The following is a 26,632-nucleotide window of genomic DNA, read 5'->3' as shown; positions in this document are numbered from 1 at the left end:
GGGTCATACCTCGGTTTTTTTCTGAAACAAGGGTACGCAAAAGTGATTTCTGCGGTGCTCAGGTTGACGGCGCCAGCTCCGCTGGCAAGGCGCCGCTGGTCTTGATGGTTTTGGTGACGATGTAGGTGAAGTAGCGCTCGATACCGAGGTCTTCGAGCAGCAGTTGATCGACAAAGCGTTGGTAGTGATCGATATCCGGAGACTGGATCATCGCCAGGTAATCCACCCCGCCTCCGGTGGCGTAACAGAACGCGACTTGCGGGGCGGCGGCCATGCGCTGCTCGAAGCGGCGCATGTCCTGGGCGGTGTGTCGGGCCAGGGTGATTTCCACCAGCACCTGTTGACGCTTGAACACCGCGCCCCAGTCGATCTGCGCCTGATAGCCGGTGATCAACCCTGCCATTTCCAGCTTGCGTACCCGCTCCCAGGCCGGCGTCACCGAAAGGTTGATCGCCTCGGCCAGGCTCGACTTGGTGATCCGCCCGTCCTCGGCGAGGGTCTGCAGGATCTTGAGGTCATAGCGGTCGAGCTTGTGCATGGGCCGGGCTCCGGGCGGTTACATAAAACTTCTAGACATACATCAATTGTGGCGAGGGGATTTATCCCCGCTGGGTTGCGCAGCAGCCCCCAAACTATTGAATTCAATTTGTCTGGCATACCGAGGCGTCAGGTTTTAGGGTCGCTGCGCAACCCAGCGGGGATAAATCCCCTCGCCACAGGTGCTGTGCTCAACCTGACTCACGCCAACACATCCGCAATCACCGCCAACGTATCGCCGCATTGCACCAGCCCCGGAAAGTGCCGGGCCGCCAGCAGACCGCTGCGGGCGGCGCGGTATTCAATGGGGGCGACGCCGCTGCGGGTGGCATCGTGAATGCGCGCCACCACCTCGCCCCCGGTCACGTGGTCGCCCAGGTCGCGGCACATCTCCAGCAGGCCGTCGTGTTCGCTGGCGATGAAGCAACTGGCATCGGGCATGTCGAGCATCAACGATGGCTGCAACTCGATCTCGCCGCGCAGGATGCCGGCGTGGATCAGCAGGTTGCGTACCCCGCGTTCGGCAATCGCCACGCTGCGGGCCGTCGATGAGCCGCCACCGCCCAGTTCGGTGGTGACAAACACCTTGCCCTGGGATTCGGCGGCGGTGTCGTACATCGCCCCGGCGTCCAGTTCCAGCATGCGCATGCAATACGGCGCATTGAATGCCAGCATCCCCGCCTCGCAACGGGCCTGTTGCTGCTTGTCCGGCAACACGTGGCAGGCGGCGAACGGCAGGAAGTCCAGGGTCCGGCCACCGGAGTGGATGTCCAGGACGATGTCAGCCAAAGGCAGCAACGTACGGTTGAAATAGTCAGCGATTTTCTCGGTAACCGTGCCGTCCGGCTTGCCGGGAAAACTGCGATTGAGGTTGCCCTTGTCGATGGGCGAGGTACGGCGAGCGGCATGGAACGCCGGGGTGTTCATGAACGGCACGATAATCACCCTGCCGCTCACCTCTTGCGCGGTCAGCCGCTGCGCCAGTTTGCTCAGGGCCACCGGGCCTTCGTACTCATCGCCGTGGTTGCCACCACTGAGCAGCGCCGTCGGGCCACTGCCGCGCTGGATCACGGTGATGGGAATCATCACCGCGCCCCAGGCCGAATCGTCTCGCGAATACGGCAGTTTGAGAAAACCGTGCTGCACGCCCTCGCGGCTGAAATCGACCGTGGCGCTGATGGGATTGGCAGGCAAGTCAGTCATGGCTCAATCCTTCACGAACAATTGACGAGGCACGTTGCACAGCGTCTCGACGCCGGTTTCAGTGATCAGAATGCTTTCGGTGATTTCCAGTCCCCAATCGTCCATCCACAAACCTGGCATGAAGTGGAACGTCATGCCCGGCTGCAATACGCTGGTGTCGCCGGGGCGCAGGCTCATGGTGCGCTCGCCCCAATCCGGCGGATAGCTGATACCGATCGGGTAGCCGCAACGGCTGTCCTTATGGATGCCGAACTTCTCCAGCACTTTGAAAAATGCCACGGCAATGTCGCCCGTGGTGTTGCCCGGCTTGGCCGCGTCCAGGCCGGCGGCGATGCCCTCGACCACGGCTTTTTCGCCATCGAGAAAATGTTGCGGCGGCTTGCCCAGGTAGATGGTGCGCGACAGTGGGCAGTGGTAACGCTTGTAGCAACCGGCGATCTCAAAAAAAGTCCCGGCACCCTTCTCGAACGGCGAATCGTCCCAGGTCAGGTGCGGCGCACTGGCGTCGGCACCGGTGGGCAGCAATGGCACGATGGCCGGGTAATCACCGCCATGGCCATCGGCCCCGAGGATGCCGCTGCTGTAGATCTCGGCCACCAGTTCGTTCTTGCGCATACCCGGCTCGATCCGCTCCAGAATCCGGCCATGCATGTTCTCGACGATGCGCGCGGCGATGCGCATGTAGGCGATTTCCTGGGGGGACTTGACCGCCCGCTGCCAGTTCACCAAACCCACCGCGTCCACCAGTTTGGCCTGCGGCAAATGCTTTTGCAGCGACAGGTACGCGGCGGCGCTGAAGTAGTAGTTGTCCATCTCCACGCCGATGGTCAACGCGCCCCAGCCACGAGCGGTGATCACTTCCCGGGACAGGTAATCCATGGGATGACGTTCGCGCGACTGCACGTAGATGTCCGGGTAGCCGACGATATTATCGGCCTGCATGAACACCGTGCGTTTGGCACCGTTGGCATCCTGGCCGCGACCGAACCACACGGGCTCGCCGTCCAGTGCCACCAGCACGCACTGGTGTACGTAGAACGACCAACCGTCGTAGCCGGTGAGCCAGGCCATGTTCGACGGATCGGTGACCAGCAACAGCTCCAGGCCCTGGACCTGCATGGCCACGCGGACCTTCGCCAGGCGCTGAGCGTATTCCTCCCGCTGGAACGGAAGATTGACGACTATCTCTGACATCCACCTGCCCTCTGATCAATGACGCACGAATAAAAAATCGGTTAACGACCGAATGGGAAACCCTTGCCCGCTGCCCGCGCCCGCTCGAAGGCCAGGTTGGCAATGGCGGTGTCCTGGGCACCGGTGCCGGTGAGGTCGCACAAGGTGACTTGCGCCTCATCGGTTCGCCCGGCCCGCTGCCCCGCCAACACCTGGCCCAGCTCCATCAACGCCGACTCATCGCCGACAACACCGGCCGCCAGGGCGTGATGCAGTTCACCGAGCACACGGGTCTGGCTCAGACGATCGGCGACGTAGCAGTCGACGGCCGCCAGGGCTTGCGGGCAAATCTCGTTCTTGTGTTCCGCGTCCGAGCCCATCGCGGTGATATGCAGGCCGGGATGCAGGTGCCGGGCTTCGATCAGCGGCTCACGACTGGGGGTGCAGGTGATGGCGATGTCCACACCTTCCAGCGCGGCGTCGACCGTTGTGCACGGCGTCACCGAAAGCCCCGTATCACGCGCAAGTTCAGCACTGAAGGCTTGGGCCTTTTGTGCATCGCGAGCCCAGACCCGCACCTCTTCAATGGGCCGCACCAGACGCAGCGCCTGAAGCTGCAACGCCGCCTGTTCGCCGGCGCCGATCAACGCGACACTGCGGCTCTGCTCGCGAGACAGGCAGCGCGCCGCCACCGCTCCGGCGGCTGCCGTGCGCACGGCGGTGAGATAACCGTTGTCCAGCAACAGCGCCTCCAGCAGACCGGTGCGCGCCGACAGCAGCATCATCATGCCGTTGAGGCTGGGCAGGCCGAGTTTCGGATTATCGAAAAAGCCCGGGCTGACCTTGATCGCAAACCGCTCCAGGCCCGGCAGGTAAGCGGTCTTCACGTCCACCTCACCGTTATGTTCGGGGATGTCCAGCCGCAGGATCGGCGGCATCGCCACGGCCGCCGTTGCCAGCAGCACGAAGGCCTGTTCGATGGCGTCGATGCTGGGCAGGTCGAGGGCCACGCAACTGCGCAGATCCGCTTCGCTCAATAGGGTGACTTCACTCATGGCTGGCTCCGTTGCGGCTGATGGTTATTGCTGGGCCCCAGCGAGTACGCGGGCATGTTGTTCGGTGTCGACGTTGCGCCCGCTGACCACCAGCACAATAGGTCCACGCGGTTCGATCAGGCCGTCGAGCAGAGCGGCAATGCCCACCACGGCAGCGCCCTCAAGCACCAGGCGTTCTTCGTGATAGGCGTGGCGCAAAGCGTTGGCGATGGAAGCTTCTGAAAGCAGGTGCAGGTCATCGCTCAGGTGTCGGGTCATGTCGAAGGTGTAGCGGTTATCCAGGCCGATGCCGCCGCCGAGGGAATCCGCCAGCGTGGGCAACTCCTCGACCTCCACCGGCTGCCCGGCGGCGAGGCTGGCACCCATCGCGGCGCCTCGGGCCATGCTGATGCCATGCACCTGAATCGCCGGATTCGCACTTTTGAGCGCCAGGGCCACGCCGGCGAACAGGCCGCCACCGGACAACGGCACCAGCACCTGGGCCACGTCCGGCTGCTGTTCGAGGATTTCCAGGCCGAGGGTGCCCTGGCCGGCGATGATCGCCGGGTGATCGAAGGGCGGCAGGAAGGTCGCCCCCTGTTCTCTGGCGATGCGTTCGGCTTCGCGCTGGGCATCGTCCTGGGACTGACCGACGATGCACACCTCGGCCCCCAGGTCGCGAATCGCCTGCACCTTATTGGCCGGCACCAGGTTCGACAGGCAGACAATCGCCTTGACTCCCTGGCGGGAAGCCGCATGGGCCAGCGCCCGCCCGTGATTGCCGGTCGAGGCGGTGACCACGCCCAGGGCCTGTTGCTCGGGGCTGAGCTGGGCCACAGCATTAGTCGCGCCGCGCAGCTTGAAGCTGCCGGTGATTTGCAGAGATTCGAGTTTGAGGTACACCGCCACCCCCATCAGCCGTGACAGGCTGGGGGAATGCTCCATGGGCGTACGCCGCACCAGCGATTCGATGCGCTGGCGAGCGAGATAGACATCCTGTAGCTGCAACACTGCCATGACCGCGTCCCGAGCTGATGTGTTGGGCGCAGTCTAAGAGGGCTGGATTGTGGTGATGAATGTACTAGGGCAATTTAATTCGATTACTTGAATCCCCTCCAGCCCCCCACAATTTGACTGGGGTGAACACAGATTCCGAGCCCCCCCACAACCCTCCTGTGGGAGCGGGCTTGCTCGCGAAAGCGGTCTACCCGTCACATCAATGCTGGATGTGCCACCGCCTTCGCGAGCAAGCCCGCTCCCACATTTTGGCCGGGGCAAACACAAATCCTGCGACCACCGCCATTCCCCTGTGGGAGCGGGCTTGCTCGCGAAAGCGGTCTACCCGTCACATCAATACTGGATGTGCCACCGTCTTCGCGAGCAAGCCCGCTCCCACAGGAGGGTTGTGTTGTTCAAAAATCTTGTGCATTAAAAATCATGGATCTGCGGGTATTGGTTGAAAATTTCCCGCATGCCGATCAGCGCATGGCGCATTTCCTCATCACTGCATTCGGCGCCTACACATACTCGCACCGCACGGGGTTTGGGGGTGCCGCGCACGGTGAACGGGTCGGGGGAGGTCACGGCGATGTGCTTGTGCCGTAGCGCCCGCACCAGGCTGTCCACTTCCCAATGGGACGGGATGCCGACCCAGGCGTTCAAGGCGTGGGGATGCTGGCCCAGCAAATGCTCGCCCATGTACTCGGTGACCATCGCCTGGCGACCGGCCAACAGCCGGCGCTGCAAATGCACCAGCGACTCGGCGCGGCCATCACGGATCCAGCGGGCGGCGATTTCCGACACCATGGGCGTGGCCATCCAGCTATTGACCCGCAGGATGCTCTCGGTACGCAGCGCCAGGCGCTTGGGCACCACCAGATAACCGATCCGCAGCCCCGTGAGCACCGACTTGGTCATGCTGGTGCAATAGAACGACAGCTCCGGCAGGTAGTGGCTGATGGGCGGCGCACGGCGTTCGTCCAGCAGCGGACCGTAGACGTCGTCTTCGATGATGTGCACACCAAAGCGCCGGGCAATCTCGGCGATTTCCCGTCGGCGAGTGTCGGGCATCAGACTGGTGGTGGGGTTGTTCAGGTTCGGCGTGCACACCAGCGCGGTGATGCGCTCGTTGCTGCACATGTCCTCGAAGTGTTCAGGGTCGATGCCATAGCGATCCATTTCCAGGCCCTTGAGGGTGAAACCCAACACTTGGGAATTGCCGATCACCCCGTGGTCAGTCACGCCTTCGCAGAGCACCACATCATCGGGCCCGGCCAGGGAAGCGAGGGCAAGAAAGATCCCATGGGCTGCGCCGTTGGTGATCAAGATGTCGTTGCGATCAACCTTCAACCTTTGGCGACCAATCCACTGGGCGGCCGCTTCACGATGGGATTCAAAACCTGCGATCGGACGAAAAGCATGAATCCACGGCTGGTCTTCTTCGGTGCTCAGTTCAAGGCAGGTGTCGCGCCAGAACTGGTCGTGCTCGCGGGTGTGCATGATTCGCGTGATGGAAAAATCCACCAGCGCGCGCTCGGGGCTATCGAGAATGTAGGTCGCGACCCGGTCGCTCATGCGCCGCGAAACGAAGCTGCCGCGTCCCACTTCACAGCGCACCAGGCCCTGACGCTCCAGCTCCTTGTAGGCATTGGTGACAGTCTGCACACTGATGCCCATGGCGTCGGCCACTTGCCGTTGCGGCGGCAAGCGCTGGTCATTGGCCAGGGAGCCCTGCTCGATATCGTCGGCAATGGCCTGTACCAGAATCTTGTATTTGGACTCACCGCTACGGGCAATGTCCAAGGCTGATTTCCACTTATCCATGACGCTGCAACCCGCGTGTGTTCTGGTGCGCACAGCATCCCGCGACAATCGCGACAAAGCAATTGTCCTAGTGCAATGCAATCGGTGCCGGGGCTTTTGTATGCTCGGTCCAAGGTCGTCATCCAGGCGGGTTCACCACCCCGACAAAAAAGCCGGATCGACCTGTACCGGCGCCGTCCCCGATTCCAGGCCATGGCCGGATCAGCCGCTGTACGCTTTGCTCTTGTAACACTGCCTCCTACCACAGAGCCGTCAAACGACGGATCCACAAGAAACAGGAGATTTTATCGATGAGCAATTTCCTTCCCGCCACATGCGCGCCCCTGCGTCGGCTCTTAATGACCTGTGCCGTACTTGGCCTGGCTGGCAGCGTTCACGCCGCCACCCTCGATACCGTCAAAAGCAACAGCAGCATCCGGATCGGCTACGCCAACGAAACCCCGTTCGCCTTCACCGAAACCGACGGCACTGTCACCGGTGAATCGCCGGAAATCGCCAAGATCATCTTCGCCAAGATGGGCATCAAGCAGGTCAACGGCGTGCTCACCGAATGGGGCTCGCTGATTCCCGGCCTGCGCGCCGGCCGATTCGATGTCATTGCCGCGGGGATGTACATCACCCCGGCGCGCTGCAAGCAGGTGTTGTTCACCGATCCGCAATACCAGTTACCCGATGCCCTGCTCGTGGCCAAGGGCAATCCGAAACAACTCCACAGCTATGAAGACATCGCCAAACAACCGGACGTGAAGCTGGCAATCATGGCCGGTACGGTGAACCTGGCGTACGCCCGGGATTCCGGGGTCAAGGATGAGCAGATTCTCCAGGTCCCCGACACCACCGCGCAGTTGCAAGCGGTGCGCGCCGGCCGTGCGGACGCTGCCGTCGGCACGCAACTGACCATGAAGGGCCTGGCCAGCAAGGGCGGAGACAAGGTTGAGGCAATGACCGAGTTCAAGGACGACCCGTCGCACATTGGCTACGGCGCCCTCGCCTTCCGCCCCGAAGACAAAGACCTGCGCGATGCGGTCAATGCCGAGCTGAAGAAATGGCTAGGCTCTGAAGAACACCTCAAGGCCGTTGCGCCGTTCGGTTTCGACAAATCCAACGTGACCAGCAAAACCGCGGCCGAGCTCTGCGCTCAGCCATAGCCGAAACAGGCATGACGCGCGGTGCGTGATGCCTGTTCCCTGCTTCATCGGATATCGGGTTGAACCATGGGCGAATTACTTCCGTTATTGATTCAAGGGGCCTGGGTCACGCTTCAGGTGACCTTTTTCGGCTCGCTGCTGGCAATTGTCAGCGCGGTACTGGCGGCCCTGGGACGACTGTCGCCATGGCGAGCGCTGCGCTGGTTTTCCATCACTTACATCGAAGTGTTTCGTGGCACGTCGCTGCTGGTGCAACTGTTCTGGTTGTTCTTCGTGCTGCCACTGCCGCCGTTCAACATTGAGTTGAGCCCCTACGCCGTGGCGATTGTCGGCCTGGGCCTGCACATCGGCGCGTATGGTGCCGAAGTCATGCGCGGCGCCATCAGCTCGGTGGCCAAAGGGCAATACGAAGCCTGCACGGCGCTGAATTTCAGCGGTTTCAAGCGTTTCAAACGGATCATCCTGCCCCAGGCCCTGCTGGCGGCGATTCCACCGGGCACCAACCTGCTGATCGAATTGCTGAAGAACACGTCGCTGGTGTCGTTGATCACGTTGTCCGACCTGAGCTTTCGCGCGCGGCAGCTGGATCAGGCAACCTTCCAGACCCTGGAGATCTTCAGCCTGGCACTGGTGATGTATTTCATCCTTGCCCAGGCCATTAACCTGGGCATGCGCCATGTCGAGCGACGACTGAGCCGGGGCCGGATGCGTGGAGGTCTGTCATGACCCTGTTCGACTGGTCCTACGCCGCACAGATCCTGCCGGACTTGCTGCGCGCCTCGCTCAACACGGTGGGCATCACCCTGATCGGTTTTCTGATCGCGATTGTCCTGGGACTGTTCCTGGCAATTGGTCGGCGCAGTCGAAAAGTCTGGCTGTCATGGCCGGCCACCGCCGTGATCGAATTCATCCGCAGCACACCGCTGCTGATCCAGGTGTACTTCCTCTATTACGTGCTGCCTAACTACGGCTTGAGCCTGACGGCCATGCAAGTCGGCATCCTCGGCATCGGCCTGCACTACGCCTGCTATATCGCCGAGGTCTATCGCAGCGGCCTTGACGCGGTGCCGCGGGCGCAGTGGGAAGCGGTGACGGCACTGAACATCGCTCCGTACAACGCTTACCGCAACATCATCCTGCCCCAGGCGCTGCGGCCGATCATACCGCCGCTGGGCAATTACCTGGTGGCGATGCTCAAGGACACGCCGGTGCTGTCGGCGATCACCGTGGTGGAAATCATGCAGCAGGCCAAGAACATCGGCTCCGAGCATTTCCGCTACCTGGAGCCGATCACCATGGTCGGTCTGTTCTTCCTCGCCCTGAGCCTCGCCTTGGCCTATCTGGTACGGCGCCTTGAAACGCGCATGGAGCTACGCTAATGACTTTACCCCTGTCCTCGCCCACCGATTTGTCCCGGCGCAGCACGCTGGCGTCGCAGCAGGAGGCCCCGGCCATGCAAGATCAGACCCCGTCCCGGCCGATTGTAAGTTTCCAGGACGTGACCAAAAGCTATGGCAGTTTTACGGTACTCGACCATCTGAACCTGGATGTCGCGCCCGGTGAAAAAGTCGCGATCATCGGCCCCAGCGGCTCGGGCAAGTCGACATTGTTGCGGGTGCTGATGACCCTGGAAGGCATCGACCAGGGCCAGATCCGCATCGAAGATGACTCCCTGACTCACATGCCCAACCGCAACGGCGTGCTGGTGCCGGCCAACGACCGGCACATCCGCCGGGTGCGCGGCAAGATCGGCATGGTGTTCCAGAGCTTCAACCTGTTCCCCCACATGACCGCGCTGCAAAACGTCATCGAGGCCCCCGTGCAGGTGCTGGGCATGAACCCGAAAGAAGCACGGGAGCGCGCCGCCGATTTATTGGAGCTGGTGGGGCTGGGCAGCAAACTCGACCACTACCCTTCGCAGTTGTCTGGCGGCCAGCAACAACGGGTGGCGATTGCCCGGGCGCTGGCGATGCGACCCAAGGTGATGCTGTTTGACGAAGTGACCTCGGCGCTCGATCCGGAGTTGTGCGGTGAAGTGCTGAATGTGATCCGCAAACTGGGGGCCGAGCACAACCTGACGATGCTGATGGTGACCCACCAGATGGGCTTCGCCCGGGAATTCGCCGACCGGGTGTGCTTCTTCTACAAAGGGCAGATCCACGAACAGGGCACTCCGGCGCAGATCTTCGAAAACCCGCAGCAGGAGCGCACGTGTGCGTTCTTGAGTGCGGTGAAAGAGGCGAATTGAGCCCCATGTGAACACCTTTGTGCCGAGGGAATTTGTGGGAGCAAGGCTTGCCCGCGATAAAGCCGATGCGGTCTTTCAGGAATCGAGGCGCCTGTGTCGCGAGCAAGCTTTGCTCCCACAAATCCCCTCGCCACAGGGGTCGGCATCAGGCGGATAGAAACCGAGCGCAAAAAAGAGGGGCCATGTTTCCATGGCCCCCGTTTTCGTTTGCAGCTTAGCGGTTATGGGTACTGCTGGTAAGTCTGCCCCTGCTGCGCCGGTGCCTGATATTGCTGGCCCGGAATAGCCTTGAGGTTGACTTCGACACGGCGGTTTTGCGCACGGCCATTGACGTCGGCGTTGCTGGCCACCGGATTGTCCGGGCCGGCACCGCGGGCGGTCAGGTTGGCACCGCTCACGCCCTGGGACGTCAGGTAGGTCGCCACGCTCTGTGCACGACGCTGAGACAGATCCATGTTGTGCTGACGGCTGCCGGTGCTGTCGGTATAACCCACGATTTCGATCTGATTCTGGTTGAACTCCCTGAGGGAGTTGGCCAGGTTGTTCAGCGGCTGGTAGAAGCTGGAGGCAATGTTCGCCGAGTCGGTGGCGAAAGTGATGTTGCCCGGCATGATCAGTTTGATCTGGTCGCCCTGGCGCTGCACTTCAACGCCGGTATTGGCCATGCTGGCACGCAGTTTCTTTTCCTGCTGGTCGGCGTAGTAACCGTAACCGGCCGCGGAAGCCCCCACGACCGCAGCGCCGATCAATGCACCCTTGCCACGGTTATCGTGACCGATGGCCGCACCGGCCAACGCACCAGCCAGGGCACCGAGGCCGCCGTACTTGGCAGTCTTGCTCATGCCGGAGGACTCTGTGGAGGCCTGCCCCTGGTTGTCATAGGGATTAGGCGACGCGCAGCCGGACAGCAGGGCCACAGCGGTTGCGACAACAATCAAGCGACGCGAGGTGAACATGAAGATGCTCCTGGTATTTTAATTCTGAAGTGTCAGAGCTTAGGCTATCGACTCTGGCTGGCGTTGGAACGCGGCAATTGGCAAAAATTCCGTCCAGCCGTGTCGCGCCTGGCCTAGTCTATCTTCAGGCACCGGCTCACGCCCCTGACGATCATTTCCACTTCCCGTCCATCAATGGTCAACGGCGGCAGCAGACGGATGGTCTTGCCGCGAGTGACATTGATCAGCAAACCGTGGTCGCGAGCGGCGCAAAGGCTCAGGTCGCGGACCGGTTGCTTGAGTTCGACGCCGATCATCAAGCCCTGGCCACGAATCGCCAGCACGTTCGGGTTGTCCGCCAGTTCGGCCGTCAGCCGGTTGAGCAACTGTTCACCCTGATGCCTGGCGTTGTCCAGCAGACCTTGCTCCTGGATGATATCCAGCACCGTGCAGCCGACCCGGCAGGCCAGCGGATTACCGCCGAAGGTGCTGCCATGACTGCCGGGCGTAAACAGTTCGGCCGCTTTGCCCCGGGCCACACAGGCGCCGATGGGCACGCCGTTGCCCAAGCCCTTGGCCAGGGTCATGACGTCCGGCACGATGCCTTCGTGCTGGAACGCAAACCATTGGCCGGTGCGGCCGATGCCGGTCTGGATCTCGTCGAGCATCAGCAACCAGGCGCGCCGTGTGCACAGTTGGCGCAAGGCCTTGAGATAGCCCGGCGGTGCCACTTGCACGCCGCTTTCGCCCTGGATCGGTTCCACCAGGACCGCAACGATGCGCTCGGCGTGGACCTGCTGGATATGCTCCAGCGCCGCCAGATCACCGAATGGCACCTTGATGAAGTCCCCCGGTAACCGATTGAAGCCCAAGCGCACCGCTGGGCCATCACTGGCGGACAAGGTGCCCAATGTGCGGCCGTGAAACGCATTCTCCATGACCACCACCAACGGCTGCTCGACACCTTTGTGCCAGCCATAAAGACGCGCCAGTTTCAGAGCGGTTTCGTTGGCCTCGGCACCGGAGTTGTTAAAAAACACCCGTTCCATCCCTGAGAGCTGAGTGAGTTTTTGTGCCAGCCGTTGCTGCCAGTCGATGCCGTACAGGTTGGAGGTGTGCAGCAGCAGGCCAGCCTGCTCGCTGATAGCTGCCACCAACCGAGGGTGGGAATGGCCGACATTGGTCACTGCCACGCCCGCCACCGCATCCAGATACTCGCGACCGTCCTGATCCCACAGGCGCGTACCCAACCCGTGGGTAAAATTCAGCGCCAGGGGTTGGTAAGTGGTCATCAGGCAGGTGGCGGTCATGACTTCAAGCTCCATCAGGTGGTTTTTTCCAGTATGGTTAGCCACTCTTGCTGGATAAACGCTGCTTTCCTTCAATCATTTTAAAGCCAGACTTGATAATGGATCTTTTTCAGGCAATGACGGTTTACGTCAAGGTGGTGGAAACCGGGAGCCTGACAGCGGCGGCCCAGGCATGCGAAATGTCCACCACCATGGTAGGTAATCACCTTCGCGCACTGGAACAACGCCTTGGCGTGCGCCTGATCAACCGTACGACTCGGCGCCAGCGCCTGACGGAATTCGGCTCGTCCTACTATCAGCGCTGCCTGGAAGTACTCGGGCTGGTGGCCGATTCCGAACGACTGGCCGAGCAGACGCAAGGCGAGCCCACCGGCACCTTGCGCATCACCGCGCCACTGACCTTTGGCACCGAGCGCCTTGCCCCCGCGCTGGCCGAATTCAGCCGGCTCCATCCCCAGCTTAAACTCGACGTGGTGCTGACCAACCAACGCCTGGACCTGCTGGATCAAGGTTTCGACGTCGCCATCCGTCTCGGCCCTCCCGACCCGAAGCTGATCGCCCGCCCATTGATGGACTACACCCTGACCATCTGCGCATCCCGGGCCTACCTGGCGCGCCGAGGCACACCGCAAAAACCCGCCGACCTTGAGCTGCACGACTGCCTGTCGTTCGCCTATTCCGCCGACGACGAATGGCGCTTCGCCCAGGATCATTGGCCCATCAACGGGCCGGAAGGTGAAATCAAGGTGCCGGTGACCGGACCGATGCTGATCAACAGCTCCTCGGGCCTGCATCGCGCGGCCCTGGCCGGCATGGGCGTGGTCATGCTGCCCGATGCACTGGTGGCCCAAGACCTGAAGGAAGGCCATCTGGTAGCGCTGCTGCAGGACTATCAACTTCCCCATCGGCCAATGAACCTGATGTATGCCCAAGATCGCTACCGGCTGCCGAAGCTGCGCAGCTTTGTCGAATTTGCGATGCAGCAATGGGGCAAAACCCAAGCCCAAGCCCAAGCCCAATGATGATGTGGCGAGGGGATTTATCCCCGCTGGGTCGCGTAGCGGCCCCAAAAGTCATCAAACCCGACTCACCTGCCATGTGAACCGACAGCCTTGGGGTTGCTACGCAACCCAGCGGGGATAAATCCCCTCGCCACAACAGCAAACCCCGTCTGAATATCCCCCGCTAGTGCCCCCTCGCCCCATCGGCTACTCTTCTTCCTTGGACGAGCATTTTGATATCAAGGCTGATTGAGGAAACGACGATGGGCGACGCCTCGAACATCGATATGCTGCGCCTCGACCTGTCCGGTCTGGACGAAAGTGTGCTGCACACCATCCTTGAGCTGGTCAGCGATGGCATCTGGGACTGGAACGCCAACACCGGGTTCGTCTACCGCAATCCCGGCTGGTACACGATGCTGGGGTATCTGCCCCACTCACTCGATAACACCGTGCTGACGTGGGAAAGCGTGATCCATCCCGATGATTATCCGCAGGTGATGGCTTTGTTCGACGACCACCTGCAACAACGCTCCCACCACTATCAGGCCGAATACCGCTGTCGCACGCGCGACGGTTCCTGGATGTGGATCGAGGACCGAGGCTATGTGATCGCCCGCAACCCCGACGGCACGGTGGCGCGGATGATTGGCGCCCATCGCAGCATTGACGACAAAAAGCGTCTGTTCGAACAACTGGAACGGCGCAACAAATCGCTGGAAGCCGTCATCCAGGAGCGCACCCTGGAACTGTCCCGGGTCAACCACCAGTTGCAGATCCAGCTCGACGAAAACCGCAGGCTCGCCGAAACCGATGCCCTGACGGGGGTCGCCAACCGCTATCGCCTCGAACAGGCCCTACCGCTGGCCTGCGAGCGTGCCCAGCGCTTTCGCGAGTCCTTGTCACTGATCGCCATGGACGTCGATGACTTCAAGGACATCAATGATCGTTACGGTCATGCTTTCGGCGATGCGGCGCTGGTGCAAGTGGTACAGGCCGTTAAACGCTGCGAACGCGACGGCGACTTGCTCGTACGCTGGGGCGGCGATGAATTCATCATGATTTTGCACAACACCTCCCTGGCCAACGCTTGCCTGATGGCCGAAACCATTCGCCGGAGCCTGTCCGACCTGCTGCCGGTGGGCGACTTCCAGGTCACTATGAGCTTCGGTGTGGTCCAGCGGCGCGAGGATGAACAACACACCGTGCTGCTGGACCGGGCGGACCAGGCGTTGTATCGCTCCAAGATGGCCGGCAAGAATGTGATCTGCCAATGATGCGTACCTGAACAACAAATACCGACCTGCCACCGGTTCAACCGTGACAACGCCGCCCGGGTCCAATAGATTAGGCGACCGGAAAAAAGCTCAACGCCTTTCCCGCCTCATCCAGCTAACAGAAGTAGTGAAATTTCAATGTCCGATTCCAATACCGCTGAATCCGTAGTCACTCTGTCGTCCAAAGCGGAATACGAAAACTCCATCAATCTTTCACAGCATCTGCCTCAGGCCAAAAGCATCAGTGAGATGGTTCTCGATGCGTTCCAGTCGAACCGCGAAAGCGACCAGATCCGCGAGCTGCGCAACGCCATCCGCCAGGCCCACGATGCCTTCGACGACGACAAGGCCTACGAACTGATGGGCCAGCTCAAGCAGCTCAAGGACGCCGAAGCCGCCGATTTCGCGGCACTGGAAGACCTGAGCAGCCGCTTCCCCATCAGCCGTATCCTGTCCAGCTACAAGGACGACCCGGCCTTCCAGGAACTGGTTTATGGCCTGGCCCTGAAAGTGCTGAACCAGACCCACCAGGCCATCAGCAACCCGAGCGGCAGCAAAGGCAAAGCCTCGCGCCCCAAGAAAGAGGCCGAAGTGTTTGTCATCAGCAAGGACGGCATCAGCGTCACCCTGCCCTTGCGCACGCCACGCTCCAAGCCGAACGTCGACCGCGAGGCCTTCGAATTCCTGGGCTTCAGTTTCGTCGGCGAAGGCGATCAAGCCGAGCTGGAAAATGACATTTTCCTGGACAACGACGGCACCGAACAACCGGTCACCCGCAAAAGCATCGTCACCGCCCTGCAACAGCAAAAGGCGTTCGACGGCTATAGCATCGCCCAGCAATAAGCCTTCTTTTTTGCGGTTGTCAGTCTGCCGCCGATACCTGTGGGAACGAGCCTGCTCGCGATAGCGGTGGTTCAGCTTGCATCGATGTGAAGGTGCCAGCCTCATCGCGAGCAGGCTCGCTCCCACACTGACTCAGCGGCGCTTGACGATTATGTGCTCGCCGTAGCACCTGTGGGAGCGGGCTTGCTCGCGAAGGCGTCGTGTCAGCCAACATCACCGTCAACTGACCCACCGCATTCGCGAGCAAGCCCGCTCCCACAGGCCATCATCAGCCCAGGCAACACTCATGAAAAAAGCCCCGCGCTTCTCTCGAAGGCGGGGCTTTTTCAAAAAACCTGAGCTGATCAAACAGCTGCGAGCCGCTCGACCATGTCTGGAAACTTTTCAACCAGTTTGATCAACAAAGCCGCCTGGGCATTAGGCTTGGATTTTTCCTGCTCCCAATTTCTAAGGGTACCTGGACTGGCCCTGATGCTCTTGGCGAAAACGGCTTGAGACATGTGGAGCTTGTCGCGCAAAGCTACAATTTCTTGGGCCGACACCTCGGGAGCCGGTTTGTCTTCGATCGATATCTGGCGAAGGGTAATCTTGCCCTCGCGGTGAGCGGCCATCTCCTCGACGCCTTGCATCATCTCGGCAAACAGATCGCGCTTTTTCATAAGGTACCTCGCACTTTCAACTCAGCTTCTATGGCGCGCTTGAGCGTCTTCTCTTGCTCGGAGGTCAGGTTTTCCAACTCGTCCTTGTCATAAATCGCGAACATCCAGAACTGACGATCGTTCATGAGCCAATAGTAAATGACTCGCAACCCACCTCGCTTCCCCTTGCCACGACGTTCATCGAACCAGCGCAGCTTACGAAAGCCGCCGGTACGTGGCATGACGTCACCAACCTCTGGATGCTGCAGCATATAGGACTGAAGCAGGCGATATTCATCGTCAGTCAGGTAATTGCCAACCATAGCGGTGAACGTAGTCGTTTCAAAAAATAGGGTACGCATGGCAGAAACTATAGACAAATTGCGTATAGTTCAACCAACCATAATCTATTACGACGAATGACAGCCAATCCATACCCCACCTAGACAAAAAGCCCCGCGCTTCTCTCGAAGGCGGGGCTTTTTGTGCAGCGTCTGAAGCTTAAGGCGCGTAAGTCAGCAACAACTCACTCGGCACTTTGAAGTCCAGGGACATCATGACGCTCAGGGCGGTGATGGTGAAGATCGAGAACACGAACAGCTTGCGTGCCCAGACCGTGTCATCCACCGCCTTGTAGCCGGTCCAGGCCATGTACAGCCAGTACATGCCCATGGCGGCGGCGACGGCGAGGTAGCTCATGCCGGCGTAGCCGCTGAAGGTCAGCATCAAGGTCGCCACGAGGAACGCCAGGATGTAGAGCAGGATGTGCTTCTTGGCCACCTGGATGCCGCGCTTGACCGGTAGCACCGGAATCGAGGCTGCCAGGTAGTCGTTGAAGCGGAAGATCGCGATGGCGTAGGAATGCGGCATCTGCCACAGGCTGAACATCACCAGCAGCGTCAGCGCAGCCATGTCGAAGCTGTTGCTGACCGCCACGTAACCGATCACTGGCGGCATCGCCCCCGACAGACTGCCCACCAGCGTACCGTGGACCGACTTGCGCTTGAGGTACAGGCTATAGAAACCGACATAGATGACAAAACCGATCACCGCGAACAGCGCGGCCAACGGGTTGGCCACCCAGTACAGCAGCGCCACACCGGCCACACCCAGCACCGTGGCAAACGCCAGGGCCAGTTGCACCGGGATCAGGCCCTGGACCAGGGCGCGGTTCTTGGTGCGCTCCATTTTGATATCGATGTCGCGGTCGATGCAGTTGTTGAATACACAACCGGATGCCACCACCAGGGAAGTGCCGATCATTGCGGCCAGGAAAATGGCCAGATCGACATGCCCTTTCGAGGCCAGGAAGAACCCGCCTGCCACAGAAAGCACGTTACCGAAAATGATCCCCGGTTTGGTGATTTGGATAAAGTGCTTGAGCGACATCGGGTCTACCTCACTTCGCCATCATGTTGGTGTGGATGCTGAACATGATCCACAACGACAGGCCGACCAGCAGGACAATCACAATCGCGGCAAAGACAAACGCGACCACGTTGTTGCGCTGGGCTGCAGAGCGGTCCAGGTGCAGGAAGTACACCAGATGCACCAGTACCTGGACCACGGCGAAGATCAGGATGATCCACAAGGTCAGGCTTTTGGGCAGTGACGGGTACATCACCAGACCGAATGGAATGACGGTCAGGATCACCGACAGGATGAAACCGATGGCGTAGGACTTGACGCTGCCGTGGCCGGCGTCATGGCCATCATGGGAATGTGCGTTAGCCATTTACAGGGTCCCCATCAGATAAACAACGGTGAATACGCAGATCCACACCACGTCCAGGAAGTGCCAGAACAGACTCAGGCAGCTCAGGCGCGTCTTGTTGGTGGCGGTCAGGCCGTTTTTGTGGACCTGGTACATCATGATCGCCATCCAGATCAGACCGCTGGTCACGTGCAGACCGTGGGTGCCGACCAGGGTGAAGAACCCGGACAGGAAGCCGCTGCGGCTAGGGCCGTAGCCTTCGGCGATCAGGATGTGGAACTCGTTGATCTCCATGGCGATAAAGCCGGCGCCCAGCAGGAAGGTCATGGCCAACCAGCCCAGTACCTGGGTCTTCTTACCCTTGAACAACGCCAGCATGGCGAAGCCGTAGGTGATCGAGCTGAACAACAGCAGTGCGGTTTCGCCCAGCACGTACGGCAGCTCGAAGATGTCGTGGCCCGACGGGCCACCGGCGACGTTGTTAACCAGCACCGCGTACACCGCGAAGATCGACGCAAACAGAATGCAGTCGGTCATCAGGTAGAGCCAGAAACCGAATACGGTCATCTCGCCCGAGTCATGGTGATGGTCATCGTGCCCATGGTCATGACCATGGGCGTGTCCAACAGTGGTCACTAAGTTCGACATGGTTTAAGCCTGTTCCAACGAGGTTTCAACACGGGTGGCGGTGGCTGGGACTTTCCCGGCCGCGACCAGACGTTTGTGCTGCTCGGCTTCGATGCGCTCGATGACATCCACCGGCACCATGTAGCCCTGATCGTCACGGGCGGCATGGATAGTGAAATACACCACGGTGCCGACCAGGCTGGCGATCGCCAGCCACCAGATGTGCCAGATCATCGCGAAACCGAACACGGTCAGCAGTGCCCCCATGACCACACCGGTCGCGGTGTTGTTGGGCATGTGGATCGGCGTGTACTTGGCCGGAGCCTGGTACGCGGTACCGTTTTCCTTGGCTTCGGTGAACGGGTCGATGACGTCCGCTTTCGGCAGCACGGCAAAGTTGTAGAACGGTGGTGGCGAGGAGGTCGACCATTCCAGGGTATGGCCATTCCACGGATCGCCGTGTTCGCACATGTTCTCTGGCTTTTTGCGGTCACGCACACTGACGTACAACTGGATCAGTTGGCAGGCGATACCCACGGCAATCATCACCGCACCGAACATGGCGACGTACAGGTACGGGACCCACTCAGGGTTGGTGGTGGCGTTCAGACGACGGGTCATGCCCATGAAGCCCAGTGCATAGAGCGGCATGAACGCGACGAAGAAGCCCGAGATCCAGAACCAGAATGCAGCCTTGCCCCAACCCTCGTGCAGCTTGAAGCCGAACGCTTTCGGGAAGTAGAAGGCGAAGCCGGCGATGTAGCCGAAGACAGCGCCGCCGATGATCACGTTATGGAAATGCGCGATCACGAACAGGCTGTTGTGCAGCACAAAGTCCGCACCCGGGATGGCCAGCAGTACGCCGGTCATGCCGCCGATGGCGAAGGTCACCATGAAGCCCAGGGTCCACAGCACGTGGCTGGTGAAACGCAGACGGCCCTGGTAGATGGTGAACAGCCAGTTGAACAGCTTCACACCCGTGGGGATCGAAATCAGCATCGTCGCCAGGCCGAAGAAGGCGTTGACGCTGGCACCCGAACCCATGGTGAAGAAGTGGTGCAGCCAGACCATGAAGCCCAGCACCGAGATCGCGCCGCTGGCGTAGATCATCGAGTGGTGGCCGAACAGTTTCTTGCCGGAGAACGCCGAGATGACTTCGGAGAAAATCCCGAACGCCGGCAGAATCAGGATGTACACCTCGGGGTGACCCCAGGCCCAGAACAGGTTGACGTACATCATCGGATTTCCACCCAGTTCATTGGTGAAAATGTGGAAATCCATGTAGCGGTCAAGCGTCAGCAGAGCCAGGGTAGCGGTCAGGATCGGGAACGAAGCGACGATCAGGACGTTGGCCCAGGTGCAGGTCCAGGTGAAGATCGGCATGTCCATCAGTTTCATGCCAGGGGTACGCATCTTCAGCACGGTTGCCAGGAAGTTGACCCCCGTTAGCGTCGTACCCAGCCCGGATAGCTGTAGCGCCCAGATGTAGTAATCCATCCCCACGCCCGGACTGTATTGCAGCCCCGACAACGGTGGATAAGCAACCCAACCGGTCTTGGCGAATTCGCCAACGCCCAGGGACAGGTTGATCAACACCACGCCGGAAACCAGCAACCAGAAGCTCAGGGAGTTCAGGAAGGGATAGGCCACGTCACGCGCGCCGATCTGCAGCGGCACTGCAAGGTTCATCAGGCCGGTGAAGAATGGCATCGCCATGAAGATGATCATGATCACGCCGTGGGCGGTGAAGATCTGGTCATAGTGTTCAGGCGGCAGGTAGCCCGGCGAACCCTCGGTGGCCATGGCCAACTGGGTACGCATCATGATCGCGTCGGCAAAACCACGCAGCAGCATGACCATGGCAACGATGATGTACATCACGCCGATTTTCTTGTGGTCGACCGACGTCAGCCACTCGGTCCACAGGTAGGTCCACTTCTTGAAGTAAGTGATCCCGGCGAACAATGCCAGACCACCGAGCGCGATGATGGCGAGGGTCACCATGACAATCGGCTCGTGGAACGGGATCGCTTCCCAACTTAATTTACCAAACATCGTTTACTCCTCTGCCCCGGCAGCTGAATGCGAACTCGAATCCAACCCTTGCGTGTTGTGGGCCACTTCTTTCTCTTTCTTCTCGTGGATCAGCTTGCCCGGTTTCATGCCCTCATATTTGTCGATGATGGTCTGGAACAGGTTCGGCGTGACCGAGGAGTAGAGCTCGACTGGGTTGTTCTGGCTTGGCTTGGAAAGGGCTTCGTATTCAGCTTTTTCAAGCTGTTTAGGTGCCTTTTTCACATCGTTGACCCAGGCGTCGAACTCTTCCTGGGTCGTGGCGATTGCTTTGAACTTCATGCCGGTAAAACCCGCGCCGCTGTAGTTGGCGGAGATACCGTCGAGTTCGGCGTTTTGGTTGGCGATCAAGTGCAGCTTGGTCTGCATGCCCGCCATCGCGTAGATCTGGCCACCCAGGCCCGGAATGAAGAACGAGTTCATCACGGTGTCGGAGGTGACTTTGAAATTGATCGGCGTGTGGGCCGGGAACACGATCTTGTTGACGGTGGCAATGCCTTGTTCCGGATAGATGAACAGCCACTTCCAGTCCATGGAGACCACTTCAATGGTGATCGGCTTGACGTCGGAATCCAGCGGACGATACGGGTCAAGGGCGTGGGTCGACTTATAGGTGATGTAACCCAGGGCAATGATGATCAGTACTGGAATGGTCCACACCGCCACTTCGATCTTGGTCGAATGCGACCACTTGGGTGTGTACGTGGCACTGGTGTTGGACGCACGGTATTTCCAGGCGAACAGGAAGGTCATGACGATAACCGGCACCACGACCAGCAACATCAACAGCGTGGCGGTGATGATCAGGTTTCGTTCATCCAGGCCGACCTGACCCTTGGGATCGAGCAACGTCATGTTGCAGCCCCCCAGCAACAACATGCCGAGCAGTGGCAACAAGCCTAGTAATCGGGGGTACCTGTTTTTACTCATCTCACGACCTCTAAAGCAGCTTGCGCAATGCAGTTGGGTTTTGATCGCCAACACTTCACCCTGCCAAGGGTTGGCATTTTTCTTGGATTGAATAAGGGCTGACCGTCGCAGCGTCAGACGCTGTTCGACACATCCCGGGCCAGCAGTGAGTTCTTATTCGAATTCGTAGGTCAAAGGCCTTGTTACAGCCCAATTCCATTTGGTGCGGGTAGTTGGAAGGCACCGACACCTGGGGTCGCATGGGGCTTTGAGCCCTTCGACCACCCCACGGGCTCAAGCTTGAGCCGGGTCGGAAATTCGGTGCGGGCGATTGTAGTGAGCTGAGGCGGCGGAAACCATGTCTTATCCTGAAATAAATTTCATCTGATTGAGCAACAATCTTTCACAGAAATTGCAACGAGCCATCATCTTATCGAAATTAATTCTCAACAAGAACCCCAGAAAACGTAGGTCTACTACACCCGTTTTAGACAGCCTGCGCTGATTCCAGAGGCTTTTTATACCCGTAGACCCCGCGTCATTCGGGGGTTGAGCGGCAAGGCGCCCGATTGTTAAAAATGCCTGCTACGTGGGGAAGCAGCCAGTCGAACGAAGGCTGCCTCGGCTGATTTTTTATTGCAGGACAAGGTGCTTATTCGTGCAGCGAGTGGCCGGTCAACAGCAAATGTGTGACAACGTGTCGCACGCTGTCGCAGCTCATCCTTGTCTCGGATCAAGGCTGGCATGCCTTAAGACTGAAACGCAAAACGCCCCGGCGTCCTACAGAAAACCGGGGCGTTTGATTGAGGCGCTCTAGCGTAATTGTTTGCGATTGCGCGATACCAGCAACGGCACCAGGATCACCGTAAGGACGAACGCTACCAGTGCCCACTGTGCCAGGGACAAGCCCAGGATCGGCGGATACGGGGTGGAGCAAAAACCATCGACCTGGAAGCCCAACGGGAAGATCTTCGCCAGCGGGAGGTCATCGACAATCGGTTGCAGCACGTCGACGCCACAGCTGACCGCCGGGAAGAACTGGGTGTACACGTGATGCCCCGCTACCGCCGCACCGGCCAGGGCGCTGAGCACGACCAGGCCTTCGAAAACCGTCAGGCTACGACGGGTGCGCATGGCCGCGCCAATGAAGGCGAAAATCGCGATCAGCAACAATGCATACCGCTGCAGGATGCACAGCGGGCAAGGCGCCTCACCGAGCGCCACCTGCATATACAGCGCACCTCCGATCAGCGCCAGACAGATCAGCCCCAACAGCACCAGATAGCGCCGTTCACGGCCTAAGCGCATCATTTGCTCATTCATTGCGTTTCCCTTTGTCTGCATTGGATCGACGCGCAGCCTGGAGAGCCTCGGCGCACTGTCGGATGGCCAAAGTCTACACGCTGACCATGACAGAGAACGAGCGGCTGCCGCCCATATTGAGGGGAATAAACAGGAGGAAGGTTAAGTACGGATTAATTTTGCCTGGGGGAGTCAGGCAGGATGGGGTTGAACCTGCCGCCGCTATCGCGAGCAGGCTCGCTCCCACAGTTTTCTGCGGTGTTCACCCATCGCGTTCACCACCAAAATCCCTTGTGGGAGCGAGCCTGCTCGCGAAGAAGCCAGCACATCCAGCATCACTGTTTCAGACAAACCGCCTTCGCGAGCAAGCCCGCTCCCACAGTTTTCTGCGGTGCTCACCCATCGTGTTCACCACCAAAACCCGTTATGGGAGCGGGCTTGCTCGCGAAGAAGCCAGTACATCCAGCATCACTGCTTCAGACAAACCGCCTTCGCGAGCAAGCCCGCTCCCACAGTTTTCTGCGGTGTTCACCCATCGCGTTCACCACCAAAATCCCTTGTGGGAGCGAGCCTGCTCGCGAAGAGGCCAGCACATCCAGCATGACTGTTTCAGACAAACCGCCTTCGCGAGCAAGCCCGCTCCCACAGTTTTCTGCGGTGTTCACCCATCGCGTTCACCACCAAAATCCCTTGTGGGAGCGAGCCTGCTCGCGATGCAGGCGAACCTGTCTCCCAGGCTCGCCCCGACGTTATTCCAGCGCCGCCGCCGGGCCGAAGAATTCGTAGCGGCTCTGCCCGTCCGGTACGCCCAGTGCCTTGAGGTGGCGCTTGACGGCGGCCATGAAGCCTTTGGGCCCCAGGAAGTAGGCATCCAGGTCACGCTGCTCTGGCAACCATTGCGCCAGTTGCTCCTGGCTCAACAACCCGACCTTGTCAGCCGCCGGGCTCAAGCCGTCATCTTCGTCGTAGCAATAAAAGCGCTTGAGTTGTGGATGCCGCTGGGCCAGGTCATCGATCCAGTCGCGAAAGGCATGTGCGCCGCCATTGCGCGCGCAGTGGATAAAATGCACAGGGCGCTCAGTTTGCAACGCCGCCTGCAACATCGCCAGGGTCGGGGTGATGCCGACGCCGCCGCTGATCAGTACCAGTGGCTTGTCGCTCTGGGTCAGGAAGAACTCCCCTGACGGCGGAAACAACTGGATGCTGCTGCCAATCGGGAAATGATGGTGCAGGTGGTTGGACACGCGCCCGCCGGGCTCGCGCTTGACGCTGATGCGATACTGACCGTTGTCCGCCAGCGCCGACAGCGAATAATTGCGGCGCACCTCCTCGCCATCCAACATCAGTTTCATGCCGATGTACTGGCCTGGTTCGGCTACCAGGATCGCTCCTTTGTCCGTCGGTTCGAAGTAGAAAGAAGTGATTTCCGAGCTCTCCTGCACCCTGGCCGTCAGGATGAACTCACGCTCACCCCGCCAGCCGCCCGGCGCCGCGGCTTTCTGGTCATACATGCCCGCTTCGGCACCGATCAGGATATCGGCCAACTGGTTATAGGCAGCGCCCCATGCGGCAATCACTTGGGGCGTGGCAATCTCTTGACCCAATACCTCGGCGATCGCACGCAGCAGGCAGGAACCCACAATGGGGTAATGTTGGGGCTCGATCTGCAGGGCGACGTGTTTGTTGACGATTTTCGCCACCAGATCACCCAACTGATCGAGTTGGTCAATGTGCCGGGCATACATCAATACGCCGTTGGCCAGGGCGCGGGGCTGATCACCGCTGGCCTGGTGAGCCTGGTTGAACAGCGGGCGCACCTGCGGGTATTCGGACAGCATCATGCGATAGAAGTGAGTAATGAGCGCCTCACCACCGCTTTCAAGCAATGGAACGGTGGAGCGGATGATGGCGCGTTCTTCTCGGCTGAGCATAGGGTGATTCCTCGCGGGCTACAGAAATGGATACCTATGCCTTATCAGATTCCATGCCATAAAAATTATTGATATTTTTCAAGCAATTACAAACAAGATAGTCATAAAGACACGGCGCGACGTATAGTCTTAAGGACAACATGGAGTCATTATGACCGCAACCTCCTTGCTAACCTCGTTGCTTCCACTGGTAGCCGACCTGTCTCGCGAATTACCTGAAGGCGAGCGTTATCGTCGCCTGCTGGGCGCTTTGCGAGCCCTCCTACCGTGCGACGCTGCCGCGCTGTTACGTCTGGACGGGGACTGCCTGGTTCCTCTGGCGGTCGACGGCTTGAGTACAGACACACTGGGCCGGCGATTCCGGATCAGCGAACACCCACGTTTCCAGGCACTGCTGGCCAACCCGCAACCCACCCGCTTCGCCGCCGACAGTGAGTTGCCCGACCCGTACGACGGATTGGTCGAAGGTCTTGATGAGCACTTGGAGGTCCACGACTGCATGGGCTGCCCACTGTTCGTCGACGAGCAACCGTGGGGCCTGCTGACCCTCGACGCCCTGAACCCGGAACGCTTCGAGCCCATCGACCTGAGCGCCTTGCAGGCCTTTGCCAGTCTGGCCGCCGCCACGGTCAGCGCCGCCGAACGCATCGATCGGCTGGCCTTGAAAGCCGAAGACGAGCATCGCCGCGCCGAGGTCTACCGCCAGGCCAGCGGCCAGCAACCTCGCGACATGGTCGGCCAGAGCAAGGCCCACAAGCGATTGGTCGAAGAAATCAACCTGGTGGGTGGCAGCGACCTGACGGTGCTGATCACCGGCGAAACCGGAGTCGGCAAGGAACTGGTCGCCCAAGCCATCCACGCAGCGTCCAAGCGCGCCGAGCAGCCGCTTATCAGCCTCAATTGCGCCGCCCTGCCGGATACCCTGGTGGAAAGCGAGCTTTTCGGCCATGTACGCGGCGCCTTCACTGGCGCCACGAACGACCGGCGCGGCAAATTCGAACTGGCCGATGGCGGCACGTTGTTTCTCGATGAGGTGGGCGAGCTGTCCTTGACCGTGCAGGCCAAGCTGCTGCGAGTGTTGCAGAGCGGCCAGTTGCAACGCCTGGGCTCGGACAAGGAACATCGGGTCGATGTACGCCTGATCGCGGCCACCAATCGCGATCTGGCCGAAGAAGTGCGCAACGGGCGATATCGCGCCGACTTCTATCATCGCCTGAGCGTGTACCCGTTGCTGGTGCCGGCGCTGCGCGATCGCGGGCGCGATGTGCTGCTGCTCAGCGGTTTCTTCCTGGAACAGAACCGTTCGCGCATGGGCCTGGGCAGCCTGCGCCTGACCAGTGACGCCCAGACCGCATTGCTGGCGTATGACTGGCCGGGGAACGTGCGCGAACTGGAGCACCTGATCGGACGCAGCGCCTTGAAAGCGTTGGGCCGGTGTCCGGTTCGGCCAAAGATTCTCAGCCTCAGCGCCCAGGATCTGGACTTGCCCCAAAGCCCGGAGCAAAGTCCGGCACCTTCATCCGCCAGCCCTGCACCGGCCCTGGAGGGGGTCGCGGGGGATCTGCGCGAAGCCATGGACGATTTTCAGCGCAAGCTGATCGTCGCCAGCCTGGAACGACACCAGCACAACTGGGCCAGCGCCGCCCGGGAACTGGGTCTGGACCGGGCGAACCTGGGGCGGATGGCCAGGCGGTTGGGCTTAAAATAGAACCTTTTCTGCCACCGCGGCCCTTGTGGCGAGGGGATTTATCTCCTGGCCACAGAGTGTGTATTCACAAGCCACTGACTTGAAATCGATTGTCTGTGGGTTTCGCCCTAAAGCCAGCCCCCAACGAGTCGATAACCCAATATCAAAAGCTGTTTTGGCGTTCGTCACGCTCGCCCCACCTTTTTCCACAGAAGGTTT

General features: G+C 60.1%; 25 protein-coding genes. 8 read left to right on the top strand and 17 right to left on the bottom strand.

The annotated features are described in order from the left end of the window. Nucleotides 1-58 precede the first annotated feature (58 nt). From PSH57_RS04900 to ehuR, 6 genes are all read right to left on the bottom strand, one after another. The gene (locus PSH57_RS04900; protein ID WP_305388126.1) at nt 59-538 is read right to left on the bottom strand and encodes an Lrp/AsnC family transcriptional regulator; all 480 of its coding nucleotides are present in this window, start codon (nt 536-538) and stop codon (nt 59-61) included. Between the two features lie 200 nt (nt 539-738). Continuing rightward, nucleotides 739-1,740: a N(2)-acetyl-L-2,4-diaminobutanoate deacetylase DoeB gene (gene doeB / locus PSH57_RS04895; RefSeq protein WP_305388125.1), complete on the bottom strand. Its 1,002-nt coding sequence runs from the start codon at nt 1,738-1,740 to the stop codon at nt 739-741. Nucleotides 1,741-1,743: 3 nt separating this feature from the next. Continuing rightward, nucleotides 1,744-2,934 carry an ectoine hydrolase DoeA gene (doeA, locus tag PSH57_RS04890; RefSeq protein WP_305388124.1) on the bottom strand — a complete coding sequence of 397 codons (1,191 nt, stop codon included), beginning with the start codon at nt 2,932-2,934 and terminating at the stop codon, nt 1,744-1,746. Nucleotides 2,935-2,975: 41 nt separating this feature from the next. Next, nucleotides 2,976-3,968: a cyclodeaminase gene (locus PSH57_RS04885; RefSeq protein ID WP_305388123.1), complete on the bottom strand. Its 993-nt coding sequence runs from the start codon at nt 3,966-3,968 to the stop codon at nt 2,976-2,978. 24 nt (nt 3,969-3,992) lie between these two features. After that, nucleotides 3,993-4,964: a hydroxyectoine utilization dehydratase EutB gene (gene eutB, locus PSH57_RS04880; protein WP_305388122.1), complete on the bottom strand. Its 972-nt coding sequence runs from the start codon at nt 4,962-4,964 to the stop codon at nt 3,993-3,995. A gap of 411 nt (nt 4,965-5,375) precedes the next feature. Beyond that, nucleotides 5,376-6,770 carry a MocR-like ectoine utilization transcription factor EhuR gene (ehuR, locus tag PSH57_RS04875; protein WP_305388121.1) on the bottom strand — a complete coding sequence of 465 codons (1,395 nt, stop codon included), beginning with the start codon at nt 6,768-6,770 and terminating at the stop codon, nt 5,376-5,378. 290 nt (nt 6,771-7,060) lie between these two features. Here ehuR and ehuB point away from each other — a divergent pair, with 290 nt between their 5' ends. From ehuB to ehuA, 4 genes are all read left to right on the top strand, one after another. After that, entirely contained in the window at nt 7,061-7,918 is an 858-nt protein-coding gene (ehuB, locus tag PSH57_RS04870) for an ectoine/hydroxyectoine ABC transporter substrate-binding protein EhuB (protein WP_047228590.1), read from the top strand. A gap of 66 nt (nt 7,919-7,984) precedes the next feature. Further along, on the top strand, nt 7,985-8,644 hold the full coding sequence (gene ehuC / locus PSH57_RS04865) for an ectoine/hydroxyectoine ABC transporter permease subunit EhuC (RefSeq protein ID WP_305388120.1): 660 nt from the start codon (nt 7,985-7,987) through the stop codon (nt 8,642-8,644). Continuing rightward, nucleotides 8,641-9,297, top strand: a complete 657-nt coding sequence (gene ehuD, locus PSH57_RS04860; protein WP_047228592.1) for an ectoine/hydroxyectoine ABC transporter permease subunit EhuD — start codon at nt 8,641-8,643, stop codon at nt 9,295-9,297. Before ehuC ends, ehuD begins: the two co-directional genes overlap by 4 nt. Next, nucleotides 9,297-10,166, top strand: coding sequence for an ectoine/hydroxyectoine ABC transporter ATP-binding protein EhuA (ehuA, locus tag PSH57_RS04855; protein ID WP_370695169.1), 870 nt, complete (start codon nt 9,297-9,299; stop codon nt 10,164-10,166). The genes ehuD and ehuA overlap by 1 nt, the downstream gene beginning before the upstream one ends. Before the next feature lie 221 nt (nt 10,167-10,387). On the opposite strand, the gene PSH57_RS04850 is transcribed toward ehuA, so the two are convergent. After that, complete coding sequence (locus tag PSH57_RS04850) at nt 10,388-11,122, bottom strand: YiaD family glycine zipper/OmpA-like lipoprotein (RefSeq protein ID WP_305388119.1); 735 nt, start codon at nt 11,120-11,122, stop codon at nt 10,388-10,390. A gap of 113 nt (nt 11,123-11,235) precedes the next feature. After that, nucleotides 11,236-12,411: an aspartate aminotransferase family protein gene (locus PSH57_RS04845; protein ID WP_305388118.1), complete on the bottom strand. Its 1,176-nt coding sequence runs from the start codon at nt 12,409-12,411 to the stop codon at nt 11,236-11,238. Nucleotides 12,412-12,509: 98 nt separating this feature from the next. Between PSH57_RS04845 and PSH57_RS04840 the strand changes: the two genes are divergently transcribed. From PSH57_RS04840 to PSH57_RS04830, 3 genes are all read left to right on the top strand, one after another. Beyond that, entirely contained in the window at nt 12,510-13,433 is a 924-nt protein-coding gene (locus PSH57_RS04840; protein ID WP_305416392.1) for a LysR family transcriptional regulator, read from the top strand. Nucleotides 13,434-13,675: 242 nt separating this feature from the next. Then, nucleotides 13,676-14,689 (top strand): GGDEF domain-containing protein, encoded by a 1,014-nt coding sequence (locus tag PSH57_RS04835; protein WP_305444841.1) that lies wholly within the window; start codon nt 13,676-13,678, stop codon nt 14,687-14,689. A gap of 138 nt (nt 14,690-14,827) precedes the next feature. Beyond that, the gene (locus PSH57_RS04830) at nt 14,828-15,532 is read left to right on the top strand and encodes a hypothetical protein (protein ID WP_186658520.1); all 705 of its coding nucleotides are present in this window, start codon (nt 14,828-14,830) and stop codon (nt 15,530-15,532) included. Nucleotides 15,533-15,876: 344 nt separating this feature from the next. Here PSH57_RS04830 and PSH57_RS04820 read toward each other — a convergent pair whose 3' ends face one another. From PSH57_RS04820 to hmpA, 9 genes are all read right to left on the bottom strand, one after another. After that, the gene (locus tag PSH57_RS04820) at nt 15,877-16,191 is read right to left on the bottom strand and encodes a helix-turn-helix domain-containing protein (protein ID WP_305388115.1); all 315 of its coding nucleotides are present in this window, start codon (nt 16,189-16,191) and stop codon (nt 15,877-15,879) included. Continuing rightward, complete coding sequence (locus tag PSH57_RS04815; RefSeq protein WP_305388114.1) at nt 16,188-16,532, bottom strand: toxin; 345 nt, start codon at nt 16,530-16,532, stop codon at nt 16,188-16,190. The genes PSH57_RS04820 and PSH57_RS04815 overlap by 4 nt, the downstream gene beginning before the upstream one ends. A gap of 139 nt (nt 16,533-16,671) precedes the next feature. Beyond that, the gene (cyoE, locus tag PSH57_RS04810; RefSeq protein WP_047228597.1) at nt 16,672-17,559 is read right to left on the bottom strand and encodes a heme o synthase; all 888 of its coding nucleotides are present in this window, start codon (nt 17,557-17,559) and stop codon (nt 16,672-16,674) included. Between the two features lie 10 nt (nt 17,560-17,569). Next, nucleotides 17,570-17,905, bottom strand: a complete 336-nt coding sequence (gene cyoD, locus PSH57_RS04805) for a cytochrome o ubiquinol oxidase subunit IV (protein ID WP_214963438.1) — start codon at nt 17,903-17,905, stop codon at nt 17,570-17,572. Next, complete coding sequence (locus PSH57_RS04800) at nt 17,906-18,532, bottom strand: cytochrome o ubiquinol oxidase subunit III (protein ID WP_014340103.1); 627 nt, start codon at nt 18,530-18,532, stop codon at nt 17,906-17,908. A 3-nt stretch (nt 18,533-18,535) separates the two neighbouring features. After that, nucleotides 18,536-20,566, bottom strand: a complete 2,031-nt coding sequence (gene cyoB, locus PSH57_RS04795) for a cytochrome o ubiquinol oxidase subunit I (protein ID WP_305388113.1) — start codon at nt 20,564-20,566, stop codon at nt 18,536-18,538. A gap of 3 nt (nt 20,567-20,569) precedes the next feature. Continuing rightward, nucleotides 20,570-21,514 carry a ubiquinol oxidase subunit II gene (gene cyoA, locus PSH57_RS04790; RefSeq protein ID WP_256233194.1) on the bottom strand — a complete coding sequence of 315 codons (945 nt, stop codon included), beginning with the start codon at nt 21,512-21,514 and terminating at the stop codon, nt 20,570-20,572. A gap of 792 nt (nt 21,515-22,306) precedes the next feature. After that, nucleotides 22,307-22,816 carry a disulfide bond formation protein B gene (locus PSH57_RS04785; RefSeq protein WP_305388112.1) on the bottom strand — a complete coding sequence of 170 codons (510 nt, stop codon included), beginning with the start codon at nt 22,814-22,816 and terminating at the stop codon, nt 22,307-22,309. 728 nt (nt 22,817-23,544) lie between these two features. Further along, complete coding sequence (hmpA, locus tag PSH57_RS04780; RefSeq protein WP_305388111.1) at nt 23,545-24,726, bottom strand: NO-inducible flavohemoprotein; 1,182 nt, start codon at nt 24,724-24,726, stop codon at nt 23,545-23,547. A 151-nt stretch (nt 24,727-24,877) separates the two neighbouring features. Here hmpA and norR point away from each other — a divergent pair, with 151 nt between their 5' ends. After that, nucleotides 24,878-26,434 (top strand): nitric oxide reductase transcriptional regulator NorR, encoded by a 1,557-nt coding sequence (gene norR, locus PSH57_RS04775; protein WP_305388110.1) that lies wholly within the window; start codon nt 24,878-24,880, stop codon nt 26,432-26,434. Nucleotides 26,435-26,632: the final 198 nt, after the last annotated feature.

Origin of the sequence: Pseudomonas hefeiensis, assembly GCF_030687835.1 — a bacterium.
GTDB lineage: Bacteria > Pseudomonadota > Gammaproteobacteria > Pseudomonadales > Pseudomonadaceae > Aquipseudomonas > Aquipseudomonas hefeiensis.
The sequence above is the reverse complement of the archived record's forward strand: the minus strand, read 5'-3'. Positions and strand labels throughout refer to the sequence as shown.